This is a genomic window from Xanthomonas sp. BRIP62415, assembly GCF_003993515.1.
Taxonomy (GTDB): Bacteria; Pseudomonadota; Gammaproteobacteria; order Xanthomonadales; family Xanthomonadaceae; genus Xanthomonas; species Xanthomonas euroxanthea.
The window spans coordinates 493217-515918 of the sequence record NZ_QEZH01000023.1 but is presented as its reverse complement, the minus strand read 5'-3'; the positions used below and the strand labels follow the sequence as shown (position 1 = coordinate 515918).

Annotated in this window: 18 protein-coding genes and 1 other RNA gene; 10 read left to right on the top strand and 9 right to left on the bottom strand. The window is 67.1% G+C overall.

Features of this window, described 5'->3' with window-relative positions; genetic code table 11:
• Window positions 1–13: 13 nt before the first annotated feature.
• The 6 genes from EO141_RS09925 to rlmJ form a co-directional block, all read right to left on the bottom strand.
• Window positions 14–2170 (bottom strand): methyl-accepting chemotaxis protein, encoded by a 2157-nt coding sequence (locus EO141_RS09925; RefSeq protein WP_164739143.1) that lies wholly within the window; start codon window positions 2168–2170, stop codon window positions 14–16.
• Window positions 2171–2238: 68 nt separating this feature from the next.
• A complete protein-coding gene (locus EO141_RS09915; protein ID WP_127169091.1) occupies window positions 2239–4248 on the bottom strand; it encodes a chemotaxis protein CheA in 2010 nt (669 codons plus the stop codon).
• A gap of 16 nt (window positions 4249–4264) precedes the next feature.
• On the bottom strand, window positions 4265–4594 hold the full coding sequence (locus EO141_RS09910; protein ID WP_104583126.1) for an STAS domain-containing protein: 330 nt from the start codon (window positions 4592–4594) through the stop codon (window positions 4265–4267).
• 506 nt (window positions 4595–5100) lie between these two features.
• Window positions 5101–8571 carry a transcription-repair coupling factor gene (gene mfd / locus EO141_RS09905; RefSeq protein WP_127169090.1) on the bottom strand — a complete coding sequence of 1157 codons (3471 nt, stop codon included), beginning with the start codon at window positions 8569–8571 and terminating at the stop codon, window positions 5101–5103.
• Between the two features lie 1375 nt (window positions 8572–9946).
• On the bottom strand, window positions 9947–10489 hold the full coding sequence (locus EO141_RS09890; protein ID WP_024939889.1) for a GNAT family N-acetyltransferase: 543 nt from the start codon (window positions 10487–10489) through the stop codon (window positions 9947–9949).
• Between the two features lie 192 nt (window positions 10490–10681).
• Complete coding sequence (gene rlmJ, locus EO141_RS09885) at window positions 10682–11590, bottom strand: 23S rRNA (adenine(2030)-N(6))-methyltransferase RlmJ (RefSeq protein WP_119128033.1); 909 nt, start codon at window positions 11588–11590, stop codon at window positions 10682–10684.
• A 34-nt stretch (window positions 11591–11624) separates the two neighbouring features.
• Here rlmJ and creB point away from each other — a divergent pair, with 34 nt between their 5' ends.
• Both creB and creC read left to right on the top strand, forming a co-directional pair.
• Window positions 11625–12329 (top strand): two-component system response regulator CreB, encoded by a 705-nt coding sequence (creB, locus tag EO141_RS09880; protein ID WP_180496692.1) that lies wholly within the window; start codon window positions 11625–11627, stop codon window positions 12327–12329.
• A 48-nt stretch (window positions 12330–12377) separates the two neighbouring features.
• A complete protein-coding gene (gene creC, locus EO141_RS09875; protein WP_127169089.1) occupies window positions 12378–13826 on the top strand; it encodes a two-component system sensor histidine kinase CreC in 1449 nt (482 codons plus the stop codon).
• A gap of 4 nt (window positions 13827–13830) precedes the next feature.
• On the opposite strand, the gene EO141_RS09870 is transcribed toward creC, so the two are convergent.
• A non-coding RNA gene (locus tag EO141_RS09870) (sX9 sRNA) lies at window positions 13831–13906 on the bottom strand.
• A gap of 195 nt (window positions 13907–14101) precedes the next feature.
• Window positions 14102–14914: a C1 family peptidase gene (locus tag EO141_RS09865; protein ID WP_127169088.1), complete on the bottom strand. Its 813-nt coding sequence runs from the start codon at window positions 14912–14914 to the stop codon at window positions 14102–14104.
• On the opposite strand from EO141_RS09865, the gene EO141_RS09860 reads away from it, so the two are divergent.
• The 8 genes from EO141_RS09860 to EO141_RS09825 all read left to right on the top strand — a co-directional run bounded on the left by EO141_RS09860 (window position 14913) and on the right by EO141_RS09825 (window position 21904).
• Window positions 14913–15341 carry a hypothetical protein gene (locus EO141_RS09860; RefSeq protein ID WP_127169087.1) on the top strand — a complete coding sequence of 143 codons (429 nt, stop codon included), beginning with the start codon at window positions 14913–14915 and terminating at the stop codon, window positions 15339–15341. The genes EO141_RS09865 and EO141_RS09860 overlap by 2 nt on opposite strands.
• Window positions 15342–15350: 9 nt before the next feature.
• Complete coding sequence (gene creD / locus EO141_RS09855; RefSeq protein WP_127169086.1) at window positions 15351–16670, top strand: cell envelope integrity protein CreD; 1320 nt, start codon at window positions 15351–15353, stop codon at window positions 16668–16670.
• Between the two features lie 7 nt (window positions 16671–16677).
• Window positions 16678–17100 (top strand): hypothetical protein, encoded by a 423-nt coding sequence (locus EO141_RS09850; RefSeq protein WP_127169085.1) that lies wholly within the window; start codon window positions 16678–16680, stop codon window positions 17098–17100.
• Window positions 17101–17134: 34 nt separating this feature from the next.
• Complete coding sequence (locus tag EO141_RS09845; RefSeq protein WP_127169084.1) at window positions 17135–17746, top strand: GNAT family N-acetyltransferase; 612 nt, start codon at window positions 17135–17137, stop codon at window positions 17744–17746.
• 46 nt (window positions 17747–17792) lie between these two features.
• Window positions 17793–18677, top strand: a complete 885-nt coding sequence (locus EO141_RS09840) for a carbon-nitrogen hydrolase family protein (protein ID WP_127169083.1) — start codon at window positions 17793–17795, stop codon at window positions 18675–18677.
• A gap of 131 nt (window positions 18678–18808) precedes the next feature.
• Window positions 18809–19900, top strand: coding sequence for a DUF3616 domain-containing protein (locus EO141_RS09835; RefSeq protein ID WP_126945219.1), 1092 nt, complete (start codon window positions 18809–18811; stop codon window positions 19898–19900).
• Between the two features lie 67 nt (window positions 19901–19967).
• A complete protein-coding gene (gltX, locus tag EO141_RS09830; RefSeq protein WP_115677746.1) occupies window positions 19968–21371 on the top strand; it encodes a glutamate--tRNA ligase in 1404 nt (467 codons plus the stop codon).
• Between the two features lie 14 nt (window positions 21372–21385).
• Window positions 21386–21904: a transcriptional repressor gene (locus EO141_RS09825; RefSeq protein WP_016902320.1), complete on the top strand. Its 519-nt coding sequence runs from the start codon at window positions 21386–21388 to the stop codon at window positions 21902–21904.
• Between the two features lie 134 nt (window positions 21905–22038).
• Here EO141_RS09825 and EO141_RS09820 read toward each other — a convergent pair whose 3' ends face one another.
• Entirely contained in the window at window positions 22039–22659 is a 621-nt protein-coding gene (locus EO141_RS09820) for a TetR/AcrR family transcriptional regulator (RefSeq protein WP_104581861.1), read from the bottom strand.
• Between the last annotated feature and the right edge of the window lie 43 nt (window positions 22660–22702).

The following is a 22702-nucleotide window of genomic DNA, read 5'->3' as shown; positions in this document are numbered from 1 at the left end:
CATCGTCGTGTCCTCAGAAGCTGGCGAACTGCGATTCGTCGATCGCATCGGCGGTGGCTGCCACCGCGCTGAACTGGCGCACGTTGCTGCGACGCGGCGGTGCACTGATTGCGGTGCTGCTGCCGTGCGGTGCGATCCGGCGCGGGCCCGGCTTGTTGCTGGGCGATGCCGCCGCGCGCGCGCCATTGCCGAGCCGGAAGAAGCCCATCAACTGCTGCAGTTGTTCGGCCTGCGCGCTCATTTCTTCCGAGGTGGCGGCCAGTTCTTCGGCATTGGCGGCGGCCGACTGCGTGGTCTGGTTCAACTGGCCGACGGCGGTGTTGATCTGGCTGACGCCGGCGGTCTGTTCTTCGGAAGCCGCGGCGATTTCCTGCACCAGGTCGGAGGTGCGGCGGATCGAGGGCACCATCTCGCCGAGCACGCGGCCGGCGCTTTCGGCCAGGTCCACGCTGGAGCCGGCCACCTCGCCGATCTCCTGCGCGGCGATCTGGCTGCGCTCGGCCAGCTTGCGCACTTCCGCCGCCACCACCGCAAAGCCCTTGCCATGTTCGCCGGCACGCGCGGCCTCGATGGCGGCATTGAGCGCCAGCAGGTTGGTCTGGTAGGCGATGTCGTCGATGATGCCGATCTTCCTGGCGATGTCCTTCATCGCCACCACGGTGGCGCGCACGGTGTCGCCGCCATCGGCCGCCTCGCTGGCAGCCTTGGCAGCCATGCTGTCGGTGACGCGCGCGTTCTCGGTGTTCTGCGCGATGGAGGCGGTCATCTGTTCCAGCGAGGCGCTGGTCTCTTCCACCCCGGCCGCCTGTTCGCTGGCGGCCTGCGCCAGCGCCTGTGCGGTGGCGCTGACCTGTTCGGAGGCGCTGGCCAGGTTCTCGGCGTTGCGGTTGACCTCATCGACGATCTCGGTCAGCCGGCTCATGGTGGTGTTGACGTAGCGCTGCATGTCGGCGAAGGCGCCTTCGTAGCGGCCTTCCACGGTGTGGGTGAGGTCACCGTCGGCCATCGCGCCCATCACCTGGATCACCTCGGAAATGCTGCGCAGGTTGCCGCGCGCACGCTCCACGGTGTCGTTGATGAAGGCCTTCTTGCCCGGCAGCTGCGCCAGCGGTGCCTCGAAGTTGCCGCGGCCGAATTCGGCCACCACGCCCATTGCCAGCTTCTTGACCGCGATATGCGCGCCCACCATCTGGTTGATGCCGGTGGCCATGCTGCGGAAATCGCCGTCGAAGCTGCTGCTGTCGATGACCACGTCGATATCGCCGGCTTCGTGTTCGGCCGACATGTGGTTGATCTCGCGGATCAGGCCGGTGAGGTTGCCGCGCACCTGTTCCAGGGTCTCGTTGATGAAGCGCTTCTTGCCCGGCAGCAACGGCAGCTGTGCGGTGAAGTTGCCGCGGCCGAACTCGGCCACGCAGGCGATGGCCTGTTTCTTGACCGCGATGTGGCTGGCTACCATTGCATTGATGCCTTCGGCCATGCGGCGGAAATCGCCGGCGAAACGTTGCGTGTCGATGACCACGTCGATATCGCCGGCATCGTGCTCGGCCGCCATGTGGTTGACCTCGGCGACCATGCCGGTGAGGTTGCCGCGGATCTGCTCGACGATCTCGTTGATGAGGGCCTTCTTGCCCGGCAGGCGTTCCAGCTCGGCGGAGAAGTTGCCGCGGCCGAACTCGGCCACGCAGGCCATGAGCTGCTTCTCGACCGCGATATGGTTGGTGACCAGGCGGTTGATGCCTTCGCCGGTGGTGCGGAAATCGCCATCGAAGCGTGCCACGTCGATGCGCGCGTCGATCTCGCCGGCGTCGTGTTCCTGCCAGACGCGGTTGATCTCCTGGTTGACCTGGGCGATGGTGCTCTGCACCTTGCGCAGCGCACGCAGCACCTCGCAGGCCTGCTCGTCGCGCAGCTGCGGCAGGGCGACGGCGAAGTTGCCACGCGCGAATGCATCCAGCGTGGTGGTGGCAAGCTCCAGCGAGCCGGTCGCGATGCGGATCGCATGGAGCAGCAACGCACCGCTGACGAGTGCGGCCAGGACGCTGGCGGCGAGCAGGGCGCCGTGCGACAGCGTCAGCGCAAAGCCGGCGACCACCACCACGACAGGCAAGGCAAGGGCGAGGGCGGCGGTGAACCACAACTGCGTGGCGATCGGGAGACGGTGTGACATGGCGGCAGCTTCCTGGGGTCAGGGAACAACGAACGAGGCGGTGATGTGGGGAGTGCTTGTGTGGTGACTCAGGCCGCCAGGGCGTCCTGGTTTGGATGCAATTGCTGCAGCAGGCTGGGTACATCGAGAATCAGCGCGACATCGCCGCTGCCCAGGATGCTCGAACCGCTGATGCCCTTGACCTGTGCGAAGACCCTGGACAACGGCTTGATCACGGTCTGCCATTCGCCCAGCAAGGTGTCCACGACCAGGCCGAAACGCTGGGTACCCTGGCGGATCACCACGATGCTCTCGCGCGCAGGCGTCTTGCCGCCGAGCGCGAACAGTGCGCGCAGGCGTACATACGGCAGCACGCTGCCACGCAGGTCGATGTAGTCGCTGCCGTAGTCGGGCGTGAATTCCACGCATTCCTCCACTACGTCCAGCGGCACCACGAACACCGATTTACCGACGCCGACCTGGAAGCCGTTGATGATGGCCAGCGTCAGCGGCAACCGCACCGAAATGGTGGTGCCCAGGCCTGCGGTGCTGTCGATCTCCACGGTGCCGCGCAGCGCGGTGATGTTGCGCTTGACCACGTCCATGCCCACGCCGCGGCCGGACAGGTTGGTGACCTTTTCGGCGGTGGAAAAGCCCGGCTCGAAGATCATCGCGAATACCTCGCGGTCGCTGAGCTGGCGGCCCGGCTCGATCAGGCCGCGTTCCAGCGCCTTGGCCAGGATGCGGTCGCGATTCAGACCGCCACCGTCGTCGGTGATCTGGATGACGATGCTGCCGGAATCGTGATAGGCATTCAGGCCCACGGTGCCGCGTGCCGGCTTGCCGCGTGCCACGCGCACCTCCGCCGGTTCGATGCCGTGATCCATGGCGTTGCGCACCAGATGGGTGAGCGGGTCGCCGATCTTTTCCACCACCGACTTGTCCAGTTCGGTGTCTTCGCCGGCCACGACCAGCGCGATGTCCTTGCCGAGTTCGCGCGCCACGTCGTGCACCACGCGCTGGAAGCGGCTGAAGGTGCCGCCGATCTTGACCATGCGCAGTTGCAGGGCGCTTTCGCGCACATCTTCCACCAGGCCGGCCAGGATCGAGGCCGATTCCAGCAGCTGTGCATCGCCGGTGCGCTGCGCGTTGGCATTGGTGCCGGCCACCGCGATGATGAGTTCGCCGACCAGATCGATCATGCGATCGAGCTTGTCGGCGTCCACGCGGATCGAGCGCGCGTCGGCGTTGCGTGCGCCGGTGTCCTGCTGCGGGCGTGCCGACGCTGCGGCCGGCACGCCCGCCAGCACGCCGCTAACCGGCGCGGCCGCAGCCATGACCGGCTCGTCTGCAAGCACGGCGCTGGCGTCCATCGGTGCCGGTACCGAGATGATCTCCAGGTCGCAGTCCTCGCGTACGAACTCGAACACGTCCTCGATCGCGGCACGGTCGGCATCGCTGCGCAGCAGGATCCGGAAGCCCAGGTAATTGGCTTCCGGATCCAGCGCTTCGAAGCTCGGCAGCCCGCTGACATCGGTATTGATCGACTCGACCGAGCCCAGCCCGCGCAGGTTGCGAATCAGCTTGAGTGGCGAGTTGCCGTAGCGCAGCGCATCGGCGAACAATTTCAGCGTGATGCGCCAGTAACCACTCTGTTTCTCCGGGGTGTTGTGCTGGACGGCCGTGGCAGTGACACCGCAGGCGCTGATCTGCAGGTAGGTCTGCAGTTGCGCCAGCAGGGGCTCGGCCTCTGCAGTCAGGGCGTCGGCATCGGCGTGTGCCGGATCGGCCGCGGTTTCCACCAGGGCGTGGATGTGGTCGCAGCACACCAGCAGCAGCGCGATCAGTTCCGAGCTCAGCGTCAGCGCATCGTCGCGCACCAGGTCCAGCACGCTTTCCACGACGTGGGTGAAACCGACCAGCTGCGGCAGATCGAACAATCCACCCGAGCCCTTGATGGTGTGCGCCGCACGGAAGATCGCATTGACCGCATCCGGCGAGGATTCGCCACGCTCGGCTTCGAGCAGGTGACGTTCCATGTCTTCGAGCAGGTCCCGGCTTTCGGCCAGGAAGGTCTGCATCAGCTGGTTCATGTCCATGCGTGTCGCCGGTTCCTTAGTGAATGCGTTCGCCGAGACCCGCAACCGCATGCGGGTACAGCGCTTCGAGCAGGCCGAGCAGTTCGATCACATCAACCACCGCGCGGCTGGAATCGGTCAGCGAGAACGGCCGGCCGTCGGCCTGGATCGCCTGCTTGGTCGCCAGCAGCAACTGCAGGCCGGTGGTGTCGATCTCGCTGACCGCCCCCAGGTCCAGATGCAGCCCGCCCGGATGCAGCAAGGCCGGCTGCAGCAGCGGCTTGAGTTCGGCAGCGCGACGGATGGTCATCTCGCCTTCCAGGGCAAGCGTCAGCGGCGCGGGTAGATCGGACAGTGGCGTGTTCATTGATGCCTCAAGCGATGCGATGGCGCACGGTTGCGTGCCATGACGCGGAAGAAGGTCGCTCCGGCGTGGGCTTGTGTGGGCAGTGCTGCACACGGAGATCACGCCGGTCCATGCAGGTATCGGCGCGTGACAGGAATATTTAGGCCAAATTCAGTGCAGTGACGAAATTGAGAAGGCCATCACTGCCTGGGCATTAATTGCTCAGCTTTGTCGCAAGCAGGCTCAGGGCACCAATGTCCTGGACAGTCCCGCAGGACAGATCGCCGCATTCCCGCCGACTTCTTGAGTGCCTGCGGCGTGAGCGGGTGCACGGCGGCTGCAGCAAAGACGCCCCAGACAGGTCGCCTGCCTCCTGCACCGGCAGCGCAAGGAGCATGGGCTTTAGCGGAGGTGCCGCATTGGATCGGCGCCACTTTACGCAGTGCCTGCAACGCGGTCGGCGCGTCCTGGCGTCTTCCAGGCCGGGCGCGGCGCCCATGGCAGGCGCAGCCGACCGCAGCGCGGTCTCATCTTGGCGCCAGCATCGTCAGCAGGCCGCGCGCGGCGTTGAAGCGGTCCGCGCCTTCCGGCAGCGGCAGCTTGATGCGCAGCTTGTCCGGGCCGTCCATCGTGTAGATCTTCGGCTGCTTCTGGATCATCTGGATCACCGCCATCGGGTCGATCGCCGGTTTTGCCTCGAAGACCAGCCGGCCACCGTTCTCGCCCAGGTCCAGCTTGCGCACGCCCAGCGCATTGGCCTGCAGCTTGAGCTCGGCAATGGCGAACAGGTGCTTGACCGGGTCCGGCAGCAGGCCGAAGCGGTCGATCATCTCCACCTGCAATTCGCGCAATGCATCGGCATCGCGTGCGCTGGAGATGCGCTTGTACAGCGTCAGCCGCGTATGCACGTCCGGCAGGTAATCCTCGGGAATCAGCGAGGCCACATGCAGCTCGACTTCGGCGCCGCGGACTTCCTCGCCGGCATCCAGATCCGGCAGCTTGCCCTGGCGGATGCTGCGTACCGCGCGTTCCAGCAGCTCGGTGTACAGGCTGAAGCCGACCTCGGCTATCTGCCCGCTCTGGTCCTCGCCCAGCAGCTCGCCGGCGCCGCGGATTTCCAGATCGTGCGTGGCCAGGGTGAAGCCGGCGCCGAGCTCGTCCATGGAGGCGATCGCTTCCAGGCGTTTGGCCGCATCGGAGGTCATCGAGCGCCGGTCCGGCACCACCAGATACGCGTAGGCGCGGTGATGCGAGCGGCCGACGCGGCCGCGCAGCTGGTGCAGCTGGGCCAGGCCGAAGCGGTCGGCGCGGTTGATGATGATGGTGTTGGCGTTGGGAATGTCGATGCCCGACTCGATGATCGTGGTCGACAGCAACACGTTGAAGCGCTGCTTCTGGAAATCCAGCATCACCCGCTCCAGCTCGCGCTCGGGCATCTGCCCGTGGGCGATGCCGATGCGCGCTTCCGGCACCAGTTCGGACAGCTCGCGCTGCATGCGCACGATGCTTTCCACATCGTTGTGCAGGAAGTACAGCTGCCCGCCGCGACTGAGCTCGCGCTGGAAGGCCTCGCGCAGCAGCGCGTTGTCCCAGGCAGTGATGAAGGTCTGCACCGCCAGCCGGTTCGGTGGCGGGGTGGCGATGATCGACAGGTCGCGCAGCCCGGCCATGGCCATGTTGAGCGTGCGCGGGATGGGGGTTGCGGTGAGTGTGAGCAGATGCACGTTGGCGCGCATCGCCTTGAGTGCTTCCTTCTGCCGCACGCCGAAGCGTTGCTCTTCGTCGACCACGACCAGGCCCAGGTCCTTGAACTTGACGTCCGGCTGCAGCAGCCGGTGCGTGCCGATGATCACGTCGATCTCGCCGCTGGCCACCTTCTCCAGCTCGGCCTTGATTTCCTTGGTGCTCTTGAAGCGCGACAGCACTTCCACCTTCATCGGGTAGTCGGCGAAGCGGTCGCGGAAATTGCGGTAATGCTGCTCGGCCAGCAGCGTTGTCGGCACCAGCACGGCAACCTGCTTGCCGGCGCTGGCGGCGGCAAAGGCGGCGCGCACCGCGACCTCGGTCTTGCCGAAGCCGACATCGCCGCAGACCACGCGGTCCATCGGCTGGCTGCTACCCAGGTCGCGCAGGGTCGCATCGATGGCGGCCAGCTGGTCGCCGGTTTCCTCGAACGGAAAGCCGGCCGCGAACGGCTCGTACATCGCCCGGTCCACCTGCAAGGCCAGCCCGGCGCGGGCACGCCGGCGCGCCTGGATCTCCAGCAATTCGGCCGCCACGTCGCGGACCTTTTCGGCCGCCTTGCGCTTGGCCTTGGTCCACTGCTCGCCGCCCAGCGAATGCAGCGGCGCGGTCTCGGCCGAGGCGCCGGAATAGCGGCTGATCAGATGCAGCTGCGCCACCGGCACGTACAGGCGGTCGCCCTTGGCGTATTCGATCTCCAGGAACTCGCCGGGCATGCCACCGGCATCGAGCACGATCAGCCCGCGGTAGCGGCCCACACCGTGGTCTTCGTGCACGATCGGCGCGCCTTCGGACAGCTCGCCCAGGTCGCGGATGATCGCTTCCGGCTCGCGCCCGACCCGGCGGCTGCGCCGCGGTTGGTTGGCGCGCTCGGGAAACAGCTGGCGCTCGGTCAGGACCGCAATCTGCGGGGTGTCCAGCGCAAAGCCGTCTTCCAGCGGCGCCACGGTGATACCGAAGCGCAGCTTGGTGGCAGCCAGGAAGGCGGGCAGGTCGGCAACGACCTCCGGCTTCAGCTGCGCGGCGGCCAGCACTTCCATCAAGGCCTCACGACGGCCGGCGGTATCGGCGGCCACCAGCACGCGGCCGGGGTAATGGCCCAGGAACGAGGACAGCGCCTGGCCGGCCGGCGCGTCCTTTGCCGCCACCGGCAGCGGCGGCAACGGCTGGTCGCCCAGGGCGGCGGCCTCGTCGATGCGCGGATGATCGCTGGCCCAGACTTCGATGCGCGCCAGCTTGTTGAGCCGCTCGCGCAAGGCGTCCGGCGATTGATACAGCTCGTCCGGCGTCAGCAGCGGGCGTTCCACGTCGTGGCGGCGCTGTTCGTAGCGGTCCTGTGCCTGCGCCCAGAACGTATCGGCCGCATTGGAGACACCGGTGGCGACCAGCGGCAACACGCGCTTGTCCAGATAATCGAACAAGGTGGCGGTCTTGCTGAAGAACATCGGCAGGTAGTACTCGACGCCCGACGGCGCCAGACCCGATTTCAGGTCCTGGTACAGCGCGCTGCGCCGGGTGTCCACGTCGAAACGCTCGCGCAGGCAGGCCAGCACGCGCTCCACGCTGGCATCGTCCATCGGCACTTCGCGGCCGGGCAGCAGCTTGACGGCCTCGACCTTGTCCAGCGAGCGCTGCGATTCCGGGTCGAAGGCACGGATGGAGTCGATATCCTCGTCCAGCAACTCGATCCGCAACGGCGTGGCTTCGCCCATCGGAAACACGTCGAGCAGGCCGCCGCGCACCGCGAAATCGCCCGGGTCCATCACCTGCGGCACGTTACGGTAACCGGCGCTTTCCAGCCGGCGTTTTTCCGCATCCAGATCCAGCCGCTGGCCGACCTTCAGATCGAAACTGCCGCCGACGATATAGCTCAGCGGTGCCAGCTGCTGCATCAGCGTCTGCACCGGCACGATCACCACCCCACGGGTCAGCGCGGGCAGCCGATGCAGCGCCGCCAGGCGCTGGCTGATGATTTCCGGGTGCGGGCTGAACTGGTCGTAGGGCAGGGTCTCCCAATCGGGAAACGGCACCACCGGCAACGTGGCGTGCTCGCCGAGCAAGGCGTGCAGATCCGCCTCGATCTGATGCGCGCTCTGGTTGTCGCGTGCGATCACCAGCAGCGGGCCGGCATGCGCCTCGGCAGCCCTTGCGATCGACCAGGCCAGCGCAGTCGGCGAAGACGGAGCGCGCCAATAGGCGCGGAGCTGGCCGGACTTGGGCAGCGGCGGAGAGGGGAAGGTGGTTGGCGACGGCATCAGCCGGCAATTTTATCAGAGCACCCACCAGGCCCGGTCCATCCGGCGTGAAAGCCGGCGTCGGGCCACCTGCGCAGAAGCGCGCTGCACGGTCCTGCCTTAGCTATCGACTTGCTCGTACCGGGCACCGCCTGGGCCAGCACGCCGGTGGACCAGTTGCAGTCGCAAGCGCAGTCAAAAGCCCAATCGAAAACCCAGTCAAAAGCCCAGTCAAAAGCCCAGTCGGTCGAGGGTGCGGTGCCCTCACCGCTTGCGGGACACGCCGTGAACCCATCCTTGGGGGCTCGGTGGCGGCATCCATGCCGCCACACGGTCCCGCAACCGGCGAGGGCACCGCACCAGACAGTTGGCTGGTTGGTTGCTTAAAGGGCGTATCCGTTGATCGGTCAGCGTTATGGGACGCTTCCTTGTCGGAACAGCAGATCCCGGTGCCTGCTCTTACCAAACACACCGGTCATCTCGACTGGTCCTTGCCCGCTCACCGTCGCGGGACCTTACGCGGCATGGATGCCGCGTAAGAGCCTACATGGACGTACTTGCGGCGTGTCCCGCGTCGGTGGGCGGGCAAGGGCCCTGCAGCCAGGTAGCAGATCAGCCGCTCTACGCTTGAGCTATCGCATGGGCGACTGCTGCAAAAGACCGACCATCTCGACTGGTCCTTGCCCGCCAACCGTCGCGGGACCTTACGCGGCATGGATGCCGCGTAAGAGCCTACAAGGACGTACTTGCGGCGTGTCCTGCGATGGTGGGCGGGCAAGGGCCCTGCAACCAAGTCACAGCCCAACCGCCCTGCAACTCATCCACCCGCATGACTGGGGCCTCTGAAGCGTAATGCCTAACGCCATTGAGGCTTCGAAAAACTGGGGTCGTTCAGTCGCAATCAGATGCTTGAATCCAAAAGCCCCAGGTCGTCGGGCGCGCGGTGCCCTCACCGCTTGCGGGACACGCCGTGAACCCATCCCTGGGGGCTCGGTGGCGGCATCCATGCCGCCACACGGTCCCGCAACCGGCGAGGGCACCGCACCAGACAGTTGGCTGGTTGACTCGTTGAAAGCTTGCCCGCTGCTCGGCTTCCGTTGGGAGACGGACTGACGCGTCCTCGCCCCAACAGCAGGACACCGCTGCTGCTCTTAACCGTGCACACCGACCATCCCGACAGGTCCTTGCCCACCTACCGTCGCGGGACCTTACGCGGCATGGATGCCGCGTAAGAGCCTACAGGGACGTACTTGCGGCGTGTCCCGCGATGGTGGGCGGGCAAGGGCCCTGCAACCAAGTCGCAGACCAACCGCCCAAGCCGCTTCACGAATCCCCAATCCCCAATCCCCAATCCCGAATCCCGAATCCCGAATCCCGAATCCCGAATCCCAGCCCCTCAGGCATCCAGCTCCAGCACCATGCGCACCAACTCCGGCGAATCCGGATGCGGCTGCGGCTTGAAGCCCAGCGACTCGGCCAGTTGCAGCATCGGCACATTGCTTTGCAGCACGTCGCCGAACAGGCAATCCAGGTATTTGCGCCGCGCCCACTTGACCAGCTTGCGCATCAGCTGCCGTCCCAGGCCCTGGCCGGCGACGAAGCTGCTGACCAGGATGGTGTACTCGGCCTGGCGGGTGCCCGGCACCAGCGCCGCACGCGCGACCGCGCCCACCAGGGCTTCACCCGGCGGCAGCTGCTCGGCGGCCACCAGCACGATTTCGCTCTTGGGGTTGGGATGGGTCAGGCGCTGCACCATCTCCGGGGTGATTTCGGCGGAGGAGCGCACGAACCGCGCGCGGATTTCCTCTGGTCCCAACAGGCTGAAAGCGCCCTGCAGCGGCGGACCGTCCTCTGGACGGATCGGGCGGAGCAGAAGCGTGCGGCCATTGGGCAGACTGAAGTTTTCATGCCAGGGAGGCATGCGATTGCGAATGGCCATGACCGGTGTTCCTTAAAGATCGGAAGATTCTGGCACCCGCCCAGCGCACAACCGTGAATGAATCCGGTGCGCCGCTGGGGGCCGTCAGGGGGTGGCAGTGCTTCCCTCATCACTGTACCGAGCGATACCGTGATCCAGTCGTGAGTATGCAGCCGCGTTTGCCAGCACGAGGAGGCGTCTGGCGCCGGCGAATCAGGCGTCCTGGCGCAGCCACTCCAGCCGGGTCGAAGCACCGGCCTCGCCGAGATGCTGCTTCAGCACCGGCAGCGCGGGCGCCAGCATCTGGTCGAACTGCCACGGCGCATTGACGATCAACAGCCCGCTGCCGGTCAGGCGCAGCGGCGAGTCGTCCGGGCGCACCTGCAGCTCGGCCACCAGCACCGACTTGGCCGGCAGCGTGGCAGCCTTGCGCATGAAGGGCTGCAGGCTGCGGCGCAGCTTGATCGGGTACCACACCATGCAGATCGCCTGCGGCCAGCGCGCCAGGGTCTCGCGCACGCTGTGGATGACCTGCGGGTACTCTGCATCCTGCGATTCGTACGGCGGGTCGATCAGCACCAGCCCGCGGCCGATCCTGGTCTCGCCCGCGCGTGGCGGCACGAAGGCGCGAATCGCCTCGTAACCATCGCCGGCATGCACGCGCACGCGGCTGTCCCTGGCGAACAGGCGCTTGAGCGCCTCGGCCTCTTCCGGCTGCAATTCGCAGAACGCCATGCGGTCCTGCTCGCGCAGTGCCTGCGCCGCCAGCAGCGGCGAGCCGGGATAGTGGTTGATCTGGATGCCGGCGGTGGCGCGCGCCGGCTTCTGGCCGGGCGTGGCCGGGCGGGCGATGGTCTGGTTGTCGGCCTGCACCGCGCGCAGATAGCGTTCCACCACCTCGGGCAGGGTCGACTCGGCCATCAGCCGCATCACCCCGGCATCGGCCTCGTTGGTCTTGCGGCTCTCTTCGCCGCCGAGCTGGTAGCGCCCGCGTCCGGCGTGGGTATCGAGCACGAAGAACGGGGTGTCCTTGCGCTTGAGGGTGTCGATCAGCGCCAGCAAGGCGATGTGCTTGAGCACGTCGGCATGGTTGCCGGCATGGAAGGCGTGGCGATAGTTCATCGCGGCAGTGTACGGGCCGCGCCAGCATGCGGCTATGCTGCGCGCCATGTCCGAGTCCCCCGCCCGCGTGCTCGTCGTCGAAGACGAAGCCGCCATTGCCGATACCGTGCTGTACGCGCTGCGCAGCGAAGGCTATGCGCCCGAGCATTGCCTGCTGGGCCGCGACGCGTTGGCGCGGCTGCGCGCCGACCCGGCCGATGTGGTGGTGCTGGACGTGGGCCTGCCGGACATCAACGGCTTCGAGGTGTGCCGCACGCTGCGCGGTTTCAGCGATGTGCCGGTGATCTTCCTGACCGCGCGCAATGACGAGATCGACCGCGTGCTCGGCCTGGAACTGGGCGCCGACGACTACATGGCCAAGCCCTTCTCCCCGCGCGAGCTGGTGGCGCGGGTGCGCGCACGGCTGCGTCGTCGCAACCAGGCCGCCGTGGCGGAGCCGGGCTGGCAGCCGCATGGCGCGTTTGCGATCGATCGGGAGGGCAGCCGCATCCGCTACGGCGATGCGCTGCTGCCGCTGACCCGCTACGAGTACGCGCTGCTGTCGGCGCTGTTGCAGCGCCCCGGTGCGATCCTGAGCCGCGCGCAGCTGATGGACCGCGGCTGGGACGCCAGCGCCGACAGCGCCGACCGCACCGTCGATACCCACATCAAGACGCTGCGCGGCAAGCTGCGCCAGGCCGGCGTGCCGGCCGACCCGATCCGCACCCATCGTGGCCTCGGCTACGCGCTGGAGCTGTAGCCATGGGCGAGTGCAGGCGTGGCGTTGTTCTCCGGGCCGGGGCCTGAGATGCGGCTCGGTCTCAAGCTGTTCCTGGGCTTCTTTCTGATCGTCGGGCTGGCCGCGTTCTTCGTGATGCGGGTGTTCGTCAACGAGGTCAAGCCGGGCGTGCGCCAGGCGATGGAATCCACGCTGGTGGACGCGGCCAACGTACTGGCGGAAATGGCCAGCGGCGAGCTGGCTGCCGGCAGCATCGCCAGCGGCAGCTTTGCGCGCAACGTGGCGCAGGCGCAGCGGCGCGACCCCAAGGCCTGGGTGTGGCGGTTCCGCAAGAACGATGTGGCCTACCGCGTCACCGTGACCGACGCGCGCGGGGTGGTGGTATTCGATTCGCTGGGCCGTGACGTGGGCCGCGACAACTCGCGCTGGAACGATGTCTATCGCACCTTGCGCGGCGAGTACGGCGCGCGTTCCAGCCCCGAGGTCGATGGCGACCCGGCCGCCACGGTGATGCATGTGGCCGCACCGATCTATGCGCCGAATGACCCGGGCACGTTGATCGGCGTGCTGACGCTGGCGCAGCCCAATCGCAGCATCGACCCGTTCATCGAGGCCAGCCAGCGCAACATCCTGCAGCGCGGGGCCTGGCTGATCGGCATTTCTGCGCTGATCGGCATCGGGATGACCTGGTGGCTGATGCGCGGGATCGGCCGGCTCAATCGCTACGCGCAGGCGGTGAGCGCGGGCCTTCCGGTGGCACCGCCAAAACCGCGCGGCGATGAAATCGGCGACCTGGGCCAGGCGCTGGAACGCATGCGGCGCAAGCTCGAAGGCAAGGCCTACGTGGAGCAGTACGTGCAGTCGCTGACGCACGAGATGAAGAGCCCGCTGGCGGCGATCCGCGGTGCGTCCGAACTGTTGAGCGAGCCACTGCCGGAAGCCGATCGCCAGCACTTCGTCGCCAGCATCCGCGCCCAGGAGCTGCGCCTGACCGAAACCATCGACAAGCTGCTGGCGCTGGCCGAGGTGGAGCAGCACGGCTGGTTGCAGACGCGCGAGCGCGTCGCGGTGGCCGGCCTGCTGCAGGCGGCAATGGACGCCGTGTTGCCGCGCGCGGCAGCGGCCGGCGTGCGGCTGGACAGCGATGCCGGCTCCGACACGGCGCGCGGGCAGTATGTGCTCGGCGATGGATTCCTGCTGCGCCAGGCGCTGATCAACCTGCTGGAAAACGCCATCGCGTTTTCACCGCAGGGCAGCACCATCCAGTTGCGTGCGCAGGTGCTGAAGGGGCAGGTGCAACTGGTGGTGCAGGACCGCGGCAGCGGCGTGCCGGACTACGCACTGGAACGGGTGTTCGAGCGGTTCTATTCGCTGGCCCGCCCGCAGACCGGACAACGCAGCTCCGGCCTCGGCCTGCCGTTCGTACGCGAAGTCGCGCGCCTGCACGGCGGCGAGGCGACACTGGACAATCGGGACGGTGGCGGTGCGATCGCGACGCTGCGCCTGCCCATCGGCTAGGCGCGGCTGACAATCCGTAGCGAGCAGTCGTCAGGTGGGTGCGGACGGCGCGGAGCAACCGGAGTGGACCAGTGGTACGCGAAGATTCCGCGCGCCGTCCGCGCCCGCCTGGCGGCTGCGCAGTAGGTTTGTTGGCAGCTCTGGACCGCATTGCATGCCAGATGTGCACAGGCCGGAGCCGATGGCGCCCGCATCGCGGTGCACTGAAGCGGCATGCGCCAGGGCACATGCCGCCCCCGTGTCGGCCGCGCATCACGGTGCGCAGCCGCTGTGTGCTAGTGCACCACGTCGGCCACCATGACGTCCTTGGCGACCACCGACCAGGACAGCTTGCCAAAGCCCTTGTTGCCCCATTCGTTGCCCCAGCTGTTTTCGACGATCAGCCCGTCGCTGTCGTACCCCAGCGCGACCACCGCGTGCCCGCCCAGGATCGGCGTCTTGATGTCGTAGTCGACCTGGTTCTTCGGCGTGAGGTCTTCAAACCCCTGGCGGACATAGAAGCCGATGACCACCGGCGTGGACGAGGCCAGCGCAAGTTTGATCTGTTCGATCAGGGCCCGCCCGCCATTGCCGTCGCCCGAGTACAGCACGGTGTACTTGCGGTACGGCGTGGGGTTCTTGGCAGCGTTGGCGCGGTCGGCTGCGGTGGGCGGATTCTTCCAGTTGTAGTTGCCCCACGAGTAATGCTGCTCGGTATCGATGCCCTGCGCCAGCGCGACGTCCAGCGGCGCTTCCAGCGTGGAGCCCTCATCGACGCCGTTGTTGACCTGGCTGTAGAGATACATCGGGGCGAAGCGGGTTTGCGCCTGCTTGCTGGCGTTGGCGTACCAACCGGTCAGGGTGTGGGCGGTTGCCCATGACGCACATGATCCCACCTGGCCCTGGTCGCCTGGCGCGATGGCCCAGGCAGTCAGGTCCACCGTGGCGGGCAGGGGTCTGGCGGCGCTGGCAATGCCGAACAAGGGCGTGACCGGCTGCATCAATGACGAGGGTTTCAGACCCATCCCGTGCATTGCCGCCTGTGCGGCGGCGGAGGACAGGCTCAGGGCAGCGAGCAGGCAGAGGCTGAGTGAACGTTGCTTGTTCATGGAAGGCAAACTCCAGGCGAAAGAGGAATGCAGTGGTGCGCACTTCTGGAACCACGGCCGGCAGGCGGGCATACGCGTGCGACACCGCCGATGCGGCGCGCAAGTTGAAGGAGGACGCGGCGAAACGACGGCACTGGAACGCCGTGATCAATACAGACTCGAAAAAAGCGATGGCCCCGTGATGCGCAACTGCACGCGCATCGTTGCGCCTGGCGGCCAGGCGCGCGCCGGTGATGCGAAACCTTGGCGATGCAACGGAAGCACGTCCTGGGCCTTGGTTGCAGTTTTGCAGGGCGAACACTGCATTTTCCTAACTGGGTCACAGTGCCGGTCGCCGATCCTGCCGATCGCCCACTTCACATTCGCTTCAACTTCGCCTCAAACCCCCGACACCGGCGCATCGCACCCTGGCCACCTCCCCGAATGAGGATGGTCGATGAAATCCCTGAAACTGTTGTTGCGCTTCGCCACCATTGGCGGATTGATCCTGTTGCTGCTGATTCCGTTGCTGTTGATCCGCGGCACCGTGCAGGACCGTGCGCGTTACCGCGACGAGGCGGTGGAGCGGGTGGCGCAGAGCAAGGCCGGCGAGCAGCAGTTCATCGCGCCGGTGCGGGTGCTGCCGTTTACCGAGGATGTGCAGGTCACCGAGCCCGACGAGCAGGGCAATCCGCGCAAGGTCTGGCGCAAGCGCGACGGCCAGTTGCTGCAGACCCCGCGCACGCTCAGCCTGAGCGGCGAGTTGACCCCGTCCGAGCGCAGGATCGGCCTGTTCCGCGTGCAGGTGTATGCGTGGAAGGCCAGGCTCAAGGCCGAGTTCGAGCCGTTCGCCTATCCGGCCGTGGACGGTCGTCGCTATGGCCAGCCGCATCTGGCGGTGGGTATTTCCGATGTGCGTGGCCTGGTCGGCACGCCGAGCCTGCGCGTGGACGGGCGCACACTGCCGCTGGAGAGCGGGGCAGGCGGCCTGGCGGCGCGCTCGGCCGGTATCCACGCCGATCTGCAGCCGCTGGGCGATGCGCTGGCCGGCACGCTGGGCGAAGACAATCTGGTGGAGATGTCCTTCGTGCTGGACGGCACCCGCAGCCTGGCGATCGCGCCGATTGCCGACAACAACGACATCGCGCTGCGCTCGGCCTGGCCGCATCCGCTGTTCGGCGGGCGCTTCCTGCCCAATGCGCCGACCATCGGCGCGCGTGGTTTCAATGCGAGCTGGTCGTTGTCCTCGCTGGCCACCGGTGCGCAGACCCAGCTGCAGTCCAGCCAGTCGTCGCTGGATACGCTGCAAGTGCAGCTGGTCGACCCGGTGGACGTGTACACCCAGGCCGACCGGGCCAGCAAGTACGGCATCCTGTTCGTGGTGCTGACCTTCGTGGCGTTCGTGTTGTTCGAGCTGATCAAGCGTCTGCCGATCCATCCCCTGCAGTACCTGCTGGTGGGGCTGGCGCTGGCGATCTTCTTCCTGCTGCTGCTGAGCCTTTCCGAGCACATCGCGTTCTGGCAGGCGTACCTGGTGTCGGCCGCGGCGTGTATCGGCCTGCAGTTCTTCTACCTGTCCGGGGTGTTGCGCAGCTGGGCGCGCGCAGCCGGGTTCTCGGTGATGCTCACTGCGTTGTACGGGGTGCTCTACAGCCTGTTGATCTCCGAAGACAACGCGCTGCTGATGGGATCGCTGCTGCTGTTCGGCATCCTGGCCAGCATCATGTGGGTGACCCGCAAGCTCGATTGGTACGAGCTTGGCAACAGCCTGCGCTGAGGCCGGCATGTTCGCTCACGCATGGCTGCACCGGCGGGCGCAGCGCTTGCTGCCCGCCGGGATCGACACGGTGGCGCTGCTTCCCGCAGCGCTGCCGCAGGCCTGGGAAGCTTCGCCGTTGTCGGCCTTGCCCTTGCACCGCGACGGACGCCGCGGGGTGATCGGCCTGCGCCTGCATCCAGGCACCGCGCAGGCACTGCGCCTGGATGGCAGCCGATTCCTGCAGGCGGCACAGCGGCAGGACGTGCCGGCAGACAGCGCGCGACAGCGCGGCTACGGGCCATGGCAGCGGTTGAGCAACGGCAGCTACTGGGCGCGCAGCACCGATGCACTGCGCGGCGTGCTGCTGGCCAGCGAGGAGGCGGCGGTGTGGTTGTTGTGGCAGCAGCCGGTGGCCCCGGCCGCGGTCAACGGCCGCTGGCTGCGCTGACCCCGGCAGCGCCGCGGCGCCAGGCTGGCTTACCATGGCCGGCATGAGCGGCTCCTCCCTGATCGTCGAAACGGTGCGCGGCACGCAGGTGCTGCCGCATCTGGCTGCGGTGGCGCAACTGCGCATCGCGGTGTTCCGCGCCTGGCCGTACCTGTATGACGGCGATGCCGATTACGAACGCGGCTACCTGGCCGCGTATGCGGCCTCGCCGGACAGCGTGTTCGTGCTGGCACGCGATGGCGATGCGGTGATCGGCGCCTCCACCGGGCTGCCGCTGCTCGACGACAGCGAAGCCTTCCATGCGCCGTTCCGCGCGGCCGGCATCGATCCGGCCAGCGTGTTCTATTTCGGTGAATCGGTGCTGCTGCCGGCGTATCGCGGCCAGGGGATCGGTCACGCCTTCTTCGACCGGCGCGAGGCGCATGCGCGTGCACTGGGGCGCTTCGCGCTCACTGCGTTCTGCTCGGTGGAACGTGCGCAAGACGATCCGCGCAAACCTGCCGACTACCGACCCAACGATGTGTTCTGGCGCAAGCGCGGCTATGCACCGCAAGCGGACATGCGCGTGCAGCTGGCGTGGGCGGAGTTGCAACACGGCGAGATCGACCACAGTCTGCGGGTGTGGACGCGGGCATTGCCGCCGTGACCGATTCGCTTCTTACGTCATCGATCCATCGCAACCAGGCTGCCAGATGAAAATTGCCGTCGCCAAATACCCGATCGGCAAACCCGCCGACTTCGCCGCCTTTGCCGCACGCCAGTCCGCGCTGGTGGGCGAGGCGGCCGCCGCCGGCGCGCGCCTGCTGGTGCTGCCGGAATACCTGTCGCTGGAGTTGGGCGCGACCTTCGGCACGCAGATTTCTGCCGGCTTGCCCGAGTCGCTGGCGGCGATCCAGGCGCTGCGTGCGCCGTGGCTGAAGCTGTTTGCCGGCCTGGCGCGCCGGCATCAGCTGCATCTGGTTGCCGGCAGCTTCCTGCTGGATCTGGGCCAGGGCCGTTACCGCAACCGCAGCGACTGGTTCACGCCCGACGGCCGGCACGGCTGGCAGGACAAGCTGCAGCTGACCGGCTTCGAAAAGGCTACCGGGCTGATCGAGCCGGGCGATGCGGTGAAGGTGTTCGAGCTGGATGGCGTGCGTGCAGCGATCGCGATCTGCTACGACAGCGAGTTCCCGCTGCCGGTGCGCGCGCAGTACGAGGCCGGCGCGCGGCTGCTGATCGTGCCCAGCTGCACCGACACCGCCGCCGGCGCGATGCGGGTGCGCGTCGGTTGCCTGGCGCGCGCGCTGGAAAACCGCGTATTCGTCGCGCAATCGGTCACGGCCGGGCAAGCGCCGTGGAGCCCGGCGCTGGACGTCAATACCGGCGAAGCGGCGGTGTTCGCCCCGATGGATGTCGGCTTCCCGGCCGACGGCGTGCTGGCGCAGACCCAGGGCAGTACCGTGTGGGCGTATGCGGAGCTGGATTTTTTCGCCTTCGAGGCCAGCCGCGCGCAGGCCCAGGTCGCCAACGACCGCGATTGGGTCGGTCAATCGGGCGCTCACCTCGCGCGTGCCACGCTGGCCTCCTTCGACTGACACGCGCGGCCATCCAGCCACTGCGGCGTGCATCGCCGCGCGAGCGCCGCCGTTGCCTGTTAACGGCTCGCGTACGCTTCGAGCGTTCTGCTGTTCCCTGATTCGTCACCCGCATCGCCCACCAGGTTCCCATGGCCAAGAAAACCCTGATTCCACACAGCGTCCGTCTCGAGTTCGCGCCCGGCGCGCTGGTGCACAGCAATCTGTCCGGCGCGGCGTTTACCGACGACTGGCTGTGGGTGGCCGGCGACGAAGCCTGCGCGGTGGATCGCCTGCGCAGGCTCGAGCCGGTGCAGCGCGAGACGCTGCGCTTCGGCCAGGGGCAGAGTTTTGCGCTGGCCGAGCTGCTGGACCTGCCCGGCGAGGCGGCCGAGGAGGCGGATCTGGAAGGCATGGCGCTGTCGGACGGCTACCTGTGGGTGGTCGGCTCGCATGGGCTCAAGCGCAAGAACGCCAAGCGCAGTCGCGACGATGCCGACAACGCCAAACGCCTGACCAAGCTCAAGCTCGACGCCAACCGCCGCCTGCTGGCCTGCCTGCCGATCGAGCGCGATGCCGACGGCACTCCGCGCCTGGTGCGCCAAGCCGCCGATGGCCGTCGCGCGCTGCGGCTCAAGGGCGATGCCAAACACAACCAGCTCACCGAGCTGCTGGCCGACGATCCGCATTTTGGCCCGTTCATGAAGATTCCCGGCAAGGACAACGGCTTCGACATCGAAGGCATCGTGGTGGACGGCGAGCGCTTGCTGCTGGGCCTGCGCGGGCCGGTGCTGCGCGGCTGGTCGGCGCTGCTGGAGATCCGCGTCCAGGCGCATGGCGACCACCTGCGGCTGGCGCCGCTGGACGAGGACGGCACGCTGCTGCGCAAGCACTTCCTGCAATTGGGCGGGCTGGGCATCCGCGACCTGCACTATTCCGGCGACGACCTGTACCTGCTGGCCGGCCCGACCATGGTGTTGAATGGCGAAATCCGCCTGTTCAAATGGCCGGACGCACGTACCGTGCTGGCTGCCAACCAGGCACCGGTGCGCTTTCAGCACGAGTTGCTGGAATCGGCGGTGTTGCCGCACGGCACCGACAGCGACCGCGCCGAGGCGATCTGCAACCTTCCCGGGCACCTGGCCGGCGACACGCCCAGCTGGCTGGTGCTGTACGACGCGCCCGGCCCGGCGCGCAGCGGCGGCGATGACGTGGTCTACGGCGACCTGTTGCGCAACCGCTGAGCCGCATGCGGGCAGGTCCGTGCTGGTCAAGGTAAAATCGGCCGATCCCCGTTTCGCCGAGCGCTCCATGACCTGCCGCACCCGCTTTGCCCCCAGCCCCACCGGTTACCTGCACATCGGCGGCGCCCGCACCGCGCTGTATTGCTGGCTGGAGGCGCGCCGTCGCGGCGGGCAGTTCGTGCTGCGCATCGAAGACACCGACCGTGAGCGCAGCACCCAGGCCGCGATCGACGCCATCCTGGAGGCGATGGACTGGCTGGGCCTGGACTATGACGAAGGCCCGATCTACCAGACCCAGCGCGTGGCCCGCTACCAGGAGGTGGCCGAGCAACTGCTGGCGCAGGGCAAGGCCTATTACGCCTACGAAACCCGCGAAGAACTCGACGCCATGCGCGAGGCCGCCATGGCCCGGCAGGAAAAGCCGCGCTACAACGGCGCCGCCCGCGAGCAGAACCTGCCGTACCGCGACGACCCCAACCGGGTCATCCGCTTCAAGAACCCGGTCGGCGGCACGGTGGTGTTCGACGACCTGATCAAGGGCGTCATCGAGATTGCCAACAGCGAGCTCGACGACATGGTGATCTTCCGCCCGGACGGCTTCCCCACCTACAACTTCGCGGTGGTGGTGGACGATTGGGACATGGGCATCACCGAGGTGATCCGCGGCGATGACCACATCAACAACACCCCGCGCCAGATCAACATCTATGAGGCGCTGGGGGCGACTGTTCCCAAGTTCGCGCACATGCCGATGATCCTGGACGAGCAGGGCGCCAAGCTGTCCAAGCGCACCGGCGCGGCCGACGTGATGCAGTACAAGGACGCCGGCTACCTGCCGCATGCGCTGATCAACTACCTGGCACGTCTGGGTTGGTCGCACGGCGACCAGGAGTTGTTCAGTCGCCAGGAATTGCTCGACCTGTTCGACGTCAAGGACGTCAATTCCAAGGCCGCGCGCCTGGACATGGCCAAGTTGGGCTGGGTCAACCAGCATTACCTCAAGACCGACGACCCAGCCAGCATCGCCCCGCAACTGGAATACCAGCTCGCCCGGCTCGGCATCGATGTGGCCGCAGGCCCGGCCGCCGCCGACGTGGTGGTGGCACTGCGCGAGCGCGTGCAGACCTTGAAGGACATGGCCGAAAAAGCCGTGGTCTGGTACCAGCCGCTGGAAACCTACGACGAGGCGGCGGTGATGAAGCACCTCAAGCTGGGCGCGGAAGTGCCGCTGGGCAAGGCGCGCGAACTGCTGGCGGCACAGAGCGAATGGAGCGTGGAGACCGTCTCGGCCGCGCTGCACGACGCGGCCGCCGCGCTGGAGCTGGGCATGGGCAAGGTGGCCCAGCCGCTGCGGGTGGCCATCACCGGCACCCAGGTCAGCCCGGACATTTCGCAGACCGTGTACCTGGCCGGACGCGAAGGCGCCTTGAAACGCATCGATGCCGCACTCATCAAGATAGGGGCGGGCTGACCGCCGGAGCCTGTATGACCAAGCATACGCACACCCAGACGCACGATCAGGAACACGCCTGCACAGCCCCGCATCACCATGTCGACGATGCCAACGGCTTCGTACGCGCGGTGGAGCGTGCCTGCAGCGAGCGCGGCCTGCGGCTGACGCCGATCCGCGCCAATGTGCTGCGGCTGATTGCCGACGCCGGCAAGCCGGTCAAGGCCTATGAGCTGCTGGACTGGGTGCGCGAAGGCAAGGGCGTCGGTGCCGACGCCCCGCCCACGGTGTACCGCGCGCTGGATTTCCTGATGGCCAACGGCTTCGTGCACAAGCTCGAATCGGTCAATGCCTTCGTCGCCTGCCACCACCCCAACAGCGCCCAGCACTCGGTGCCGTTCCTGATCTGCGACCGCTGCCACAGCGCGGTGGAGCTGGAAGACCGTGAGGTGGTGGCGCAACTGGAAGCGCGCGCCAAGGCGCTGGGTTTCCAGCCGCAGGCGCAGACCCTGGAAGTGCACGGCCTGTGCGCCAAGTGCGCGGTGGCCGAGTAAGGATCGCCAGCCAAAACGCAGGGCGGTTTACTTAGAGCGGCTGACAAAACCCGACGTGCGAGTGCCATGCACGCGCATCAGTGACGTCGCTAGCGACGCATCGCTTAACCCAAGGTATCAGACACCACCGCGCATCACGCCGCGGCGTCGGTCTTGCTGCCGTAGCCCGCCAGAAACAGGGCGACCGCGCGCTGCGTCGCCTCGCGCAGATACGCGGGCGAGGGGTTCTTGAGTGCGCCGAACAGGCAGGGCATCAGGGTTTCCGCCTCCAGCAGCCCGCCGAACTGCCTGGCCGCGATCAGGACGTCGGCGCAGCGGATCACGCCGCGATCCATCTGCGTCTGCAGATAGTCGGCCATGCGCTGCACGCCTTCTTCCGGGCCGGAATTGAAGAACAACGCGCCCACGTCCGACCGCCCCGACACGCCGATGATGGTCTGCCAGATGGTGATCGAGCTGGGCGCGCACAGGAAGCTGAGGATGTCCTCGCCGAAGCGCTGCAGGGTCTCGGCGACCGGGCCGTTGCTCTGCGAAAGCGCGTCCAGCAGCGGGTCGATGTAGCGGTCGGACATGTCCTTGGCAAACGCCACAAACAGCTCATCCTTGGACGGGAAATAGCCGTAGAGCGTGCGCTTGGAGCCGCCGACGCGGGCGGCGATCTGCGACATCGAGGCGCCTTCGAAGCCCAGTTCGAGGAACACCTCGCTGGCCGCCTGCACGATGGCGTCGCGTTTTCCTTCGGTTCTGACCCGCATCAACTGACTCCCTTGGGCAGTTAAGTATACCGACTGGGCAGGA

Coding starts and splice junctions, on each gene's coding strand:
- EO141_RS09865 (WP_127169088.1), bottom strand. CDS start 14,914: ATGAACAAGCAACGTTCACTCAGCCTCTGCCTGCTCGCTGCCCTGAGC.
- EO141_RS09835 (WP_126945219.1), top strand. CDS start 18,809: ATGGCCAAGAAAACCCTGATTCCACACAGCGTCCGTCTCGAGTTCGCG.
- EO141_RS09820 (WP_104581861.1), bottom strand. CDS start 22,659: ATGCGGGTCAGAACCGAAGGAAAACGCGACGCCATCGTGCAGGCGGCC.
- creC (WP_127169089.1), top strand. CDS start 12,378: ATGCGGCTCGGTCTCAAGCTGTTCCTGGGCTTCTTTCTGATCGTCGGG.
- EO141_RS09915 (WP_127169091.1), bottom strand. CDS start 4,248: ATGGACATGAACCAGCTGATGCAGACCTTCCTGGCCGAAAGCCGGGAC.
- EO141_RS09850 (WP_127169085.1), top strand. CDS start 16,678: ATGTTCGCTCACGCATGGCTGCACCGGCGGGCGCAGCGCTTGCTGCCC.
- mfd (WP_127169090.1), bottom strand. CDS start 8,571: ATGCCGTCGCCAACCACCTTCCCCTCTCCGCCGCTGCCCAAGTCCGGC.
- EO141_RS09840 (WP_127169083.1), top strand. CDS start 17,793: ATGAAAATTGCCGTCGCCAAATACCCGATCGGCAAACCCGCCGACTTC.
- creD (WP_127169086.1), top strand. CDS start 15,351: ATGAAATCCCTGAAACTGTTGTTGCGCTTCGCCACCATTGGCGGATTG.
- EO141_RS09910 (WP_104583126.1), bottom strand. CDS start 4,594: ATGAACACGCCACTGTCCGATCTACCCGCGCCGCTGACGCTTGCCCTG.
- creB (WP_180496692.1), top strand. CDS start 11,625: ATGCTGCGCGCCATGTCCGAGTCCCCCGCCCGCGTGCTCGTCGTCGAA.
- gltX (WP_115677746.1), top strand. CDS start 19,968: ATGACCTGCCGCACCCGCTTTGCCCCCAGCCCCACCGGTTACCTGCAC.
- EO141_RS09925 (WP_164739143.1), bottom strand. CDS start 2,170: ATGTCACACCGTCTCCCGATCGCCACGCAGTTGTGGTTCACCGCCGCC.
- EO141_RS09845 (WP_127169084.1), top strand. CDS start 17,135: ATGGCCGGCATGAGCGGCTCCTCCCTGATCGTCGAAACGGTGCGCGGC.
- EO141_RS09825 (WP_016902320.1), top strand. CDS start 21,386: ATGACCAAGCATACGCACACCCAGACGCACGATCAGGAACACGCCTGC.
- rlmJ (WP_119128033.1), bottom strand. CDS start 11,590: ATGAACTATCGCCACGCCTTCCATGCCGGCAACCATGCCGACGTGCTC.
- EO141_RS09890 (WP_024939889.1), bottom strand. CDS start 10,489: ATGGCCATTCGCAATCGCATGCCTCCCTGGCATGAAAACTTCAGTCTG.
- EO141_RS09860 (WP_127169087.1), top strand. CDS start 14,913: ATGGAAGGCAAACTCCAGGCGAAAGAGGAATGCAGTGGTGCGCACTTC.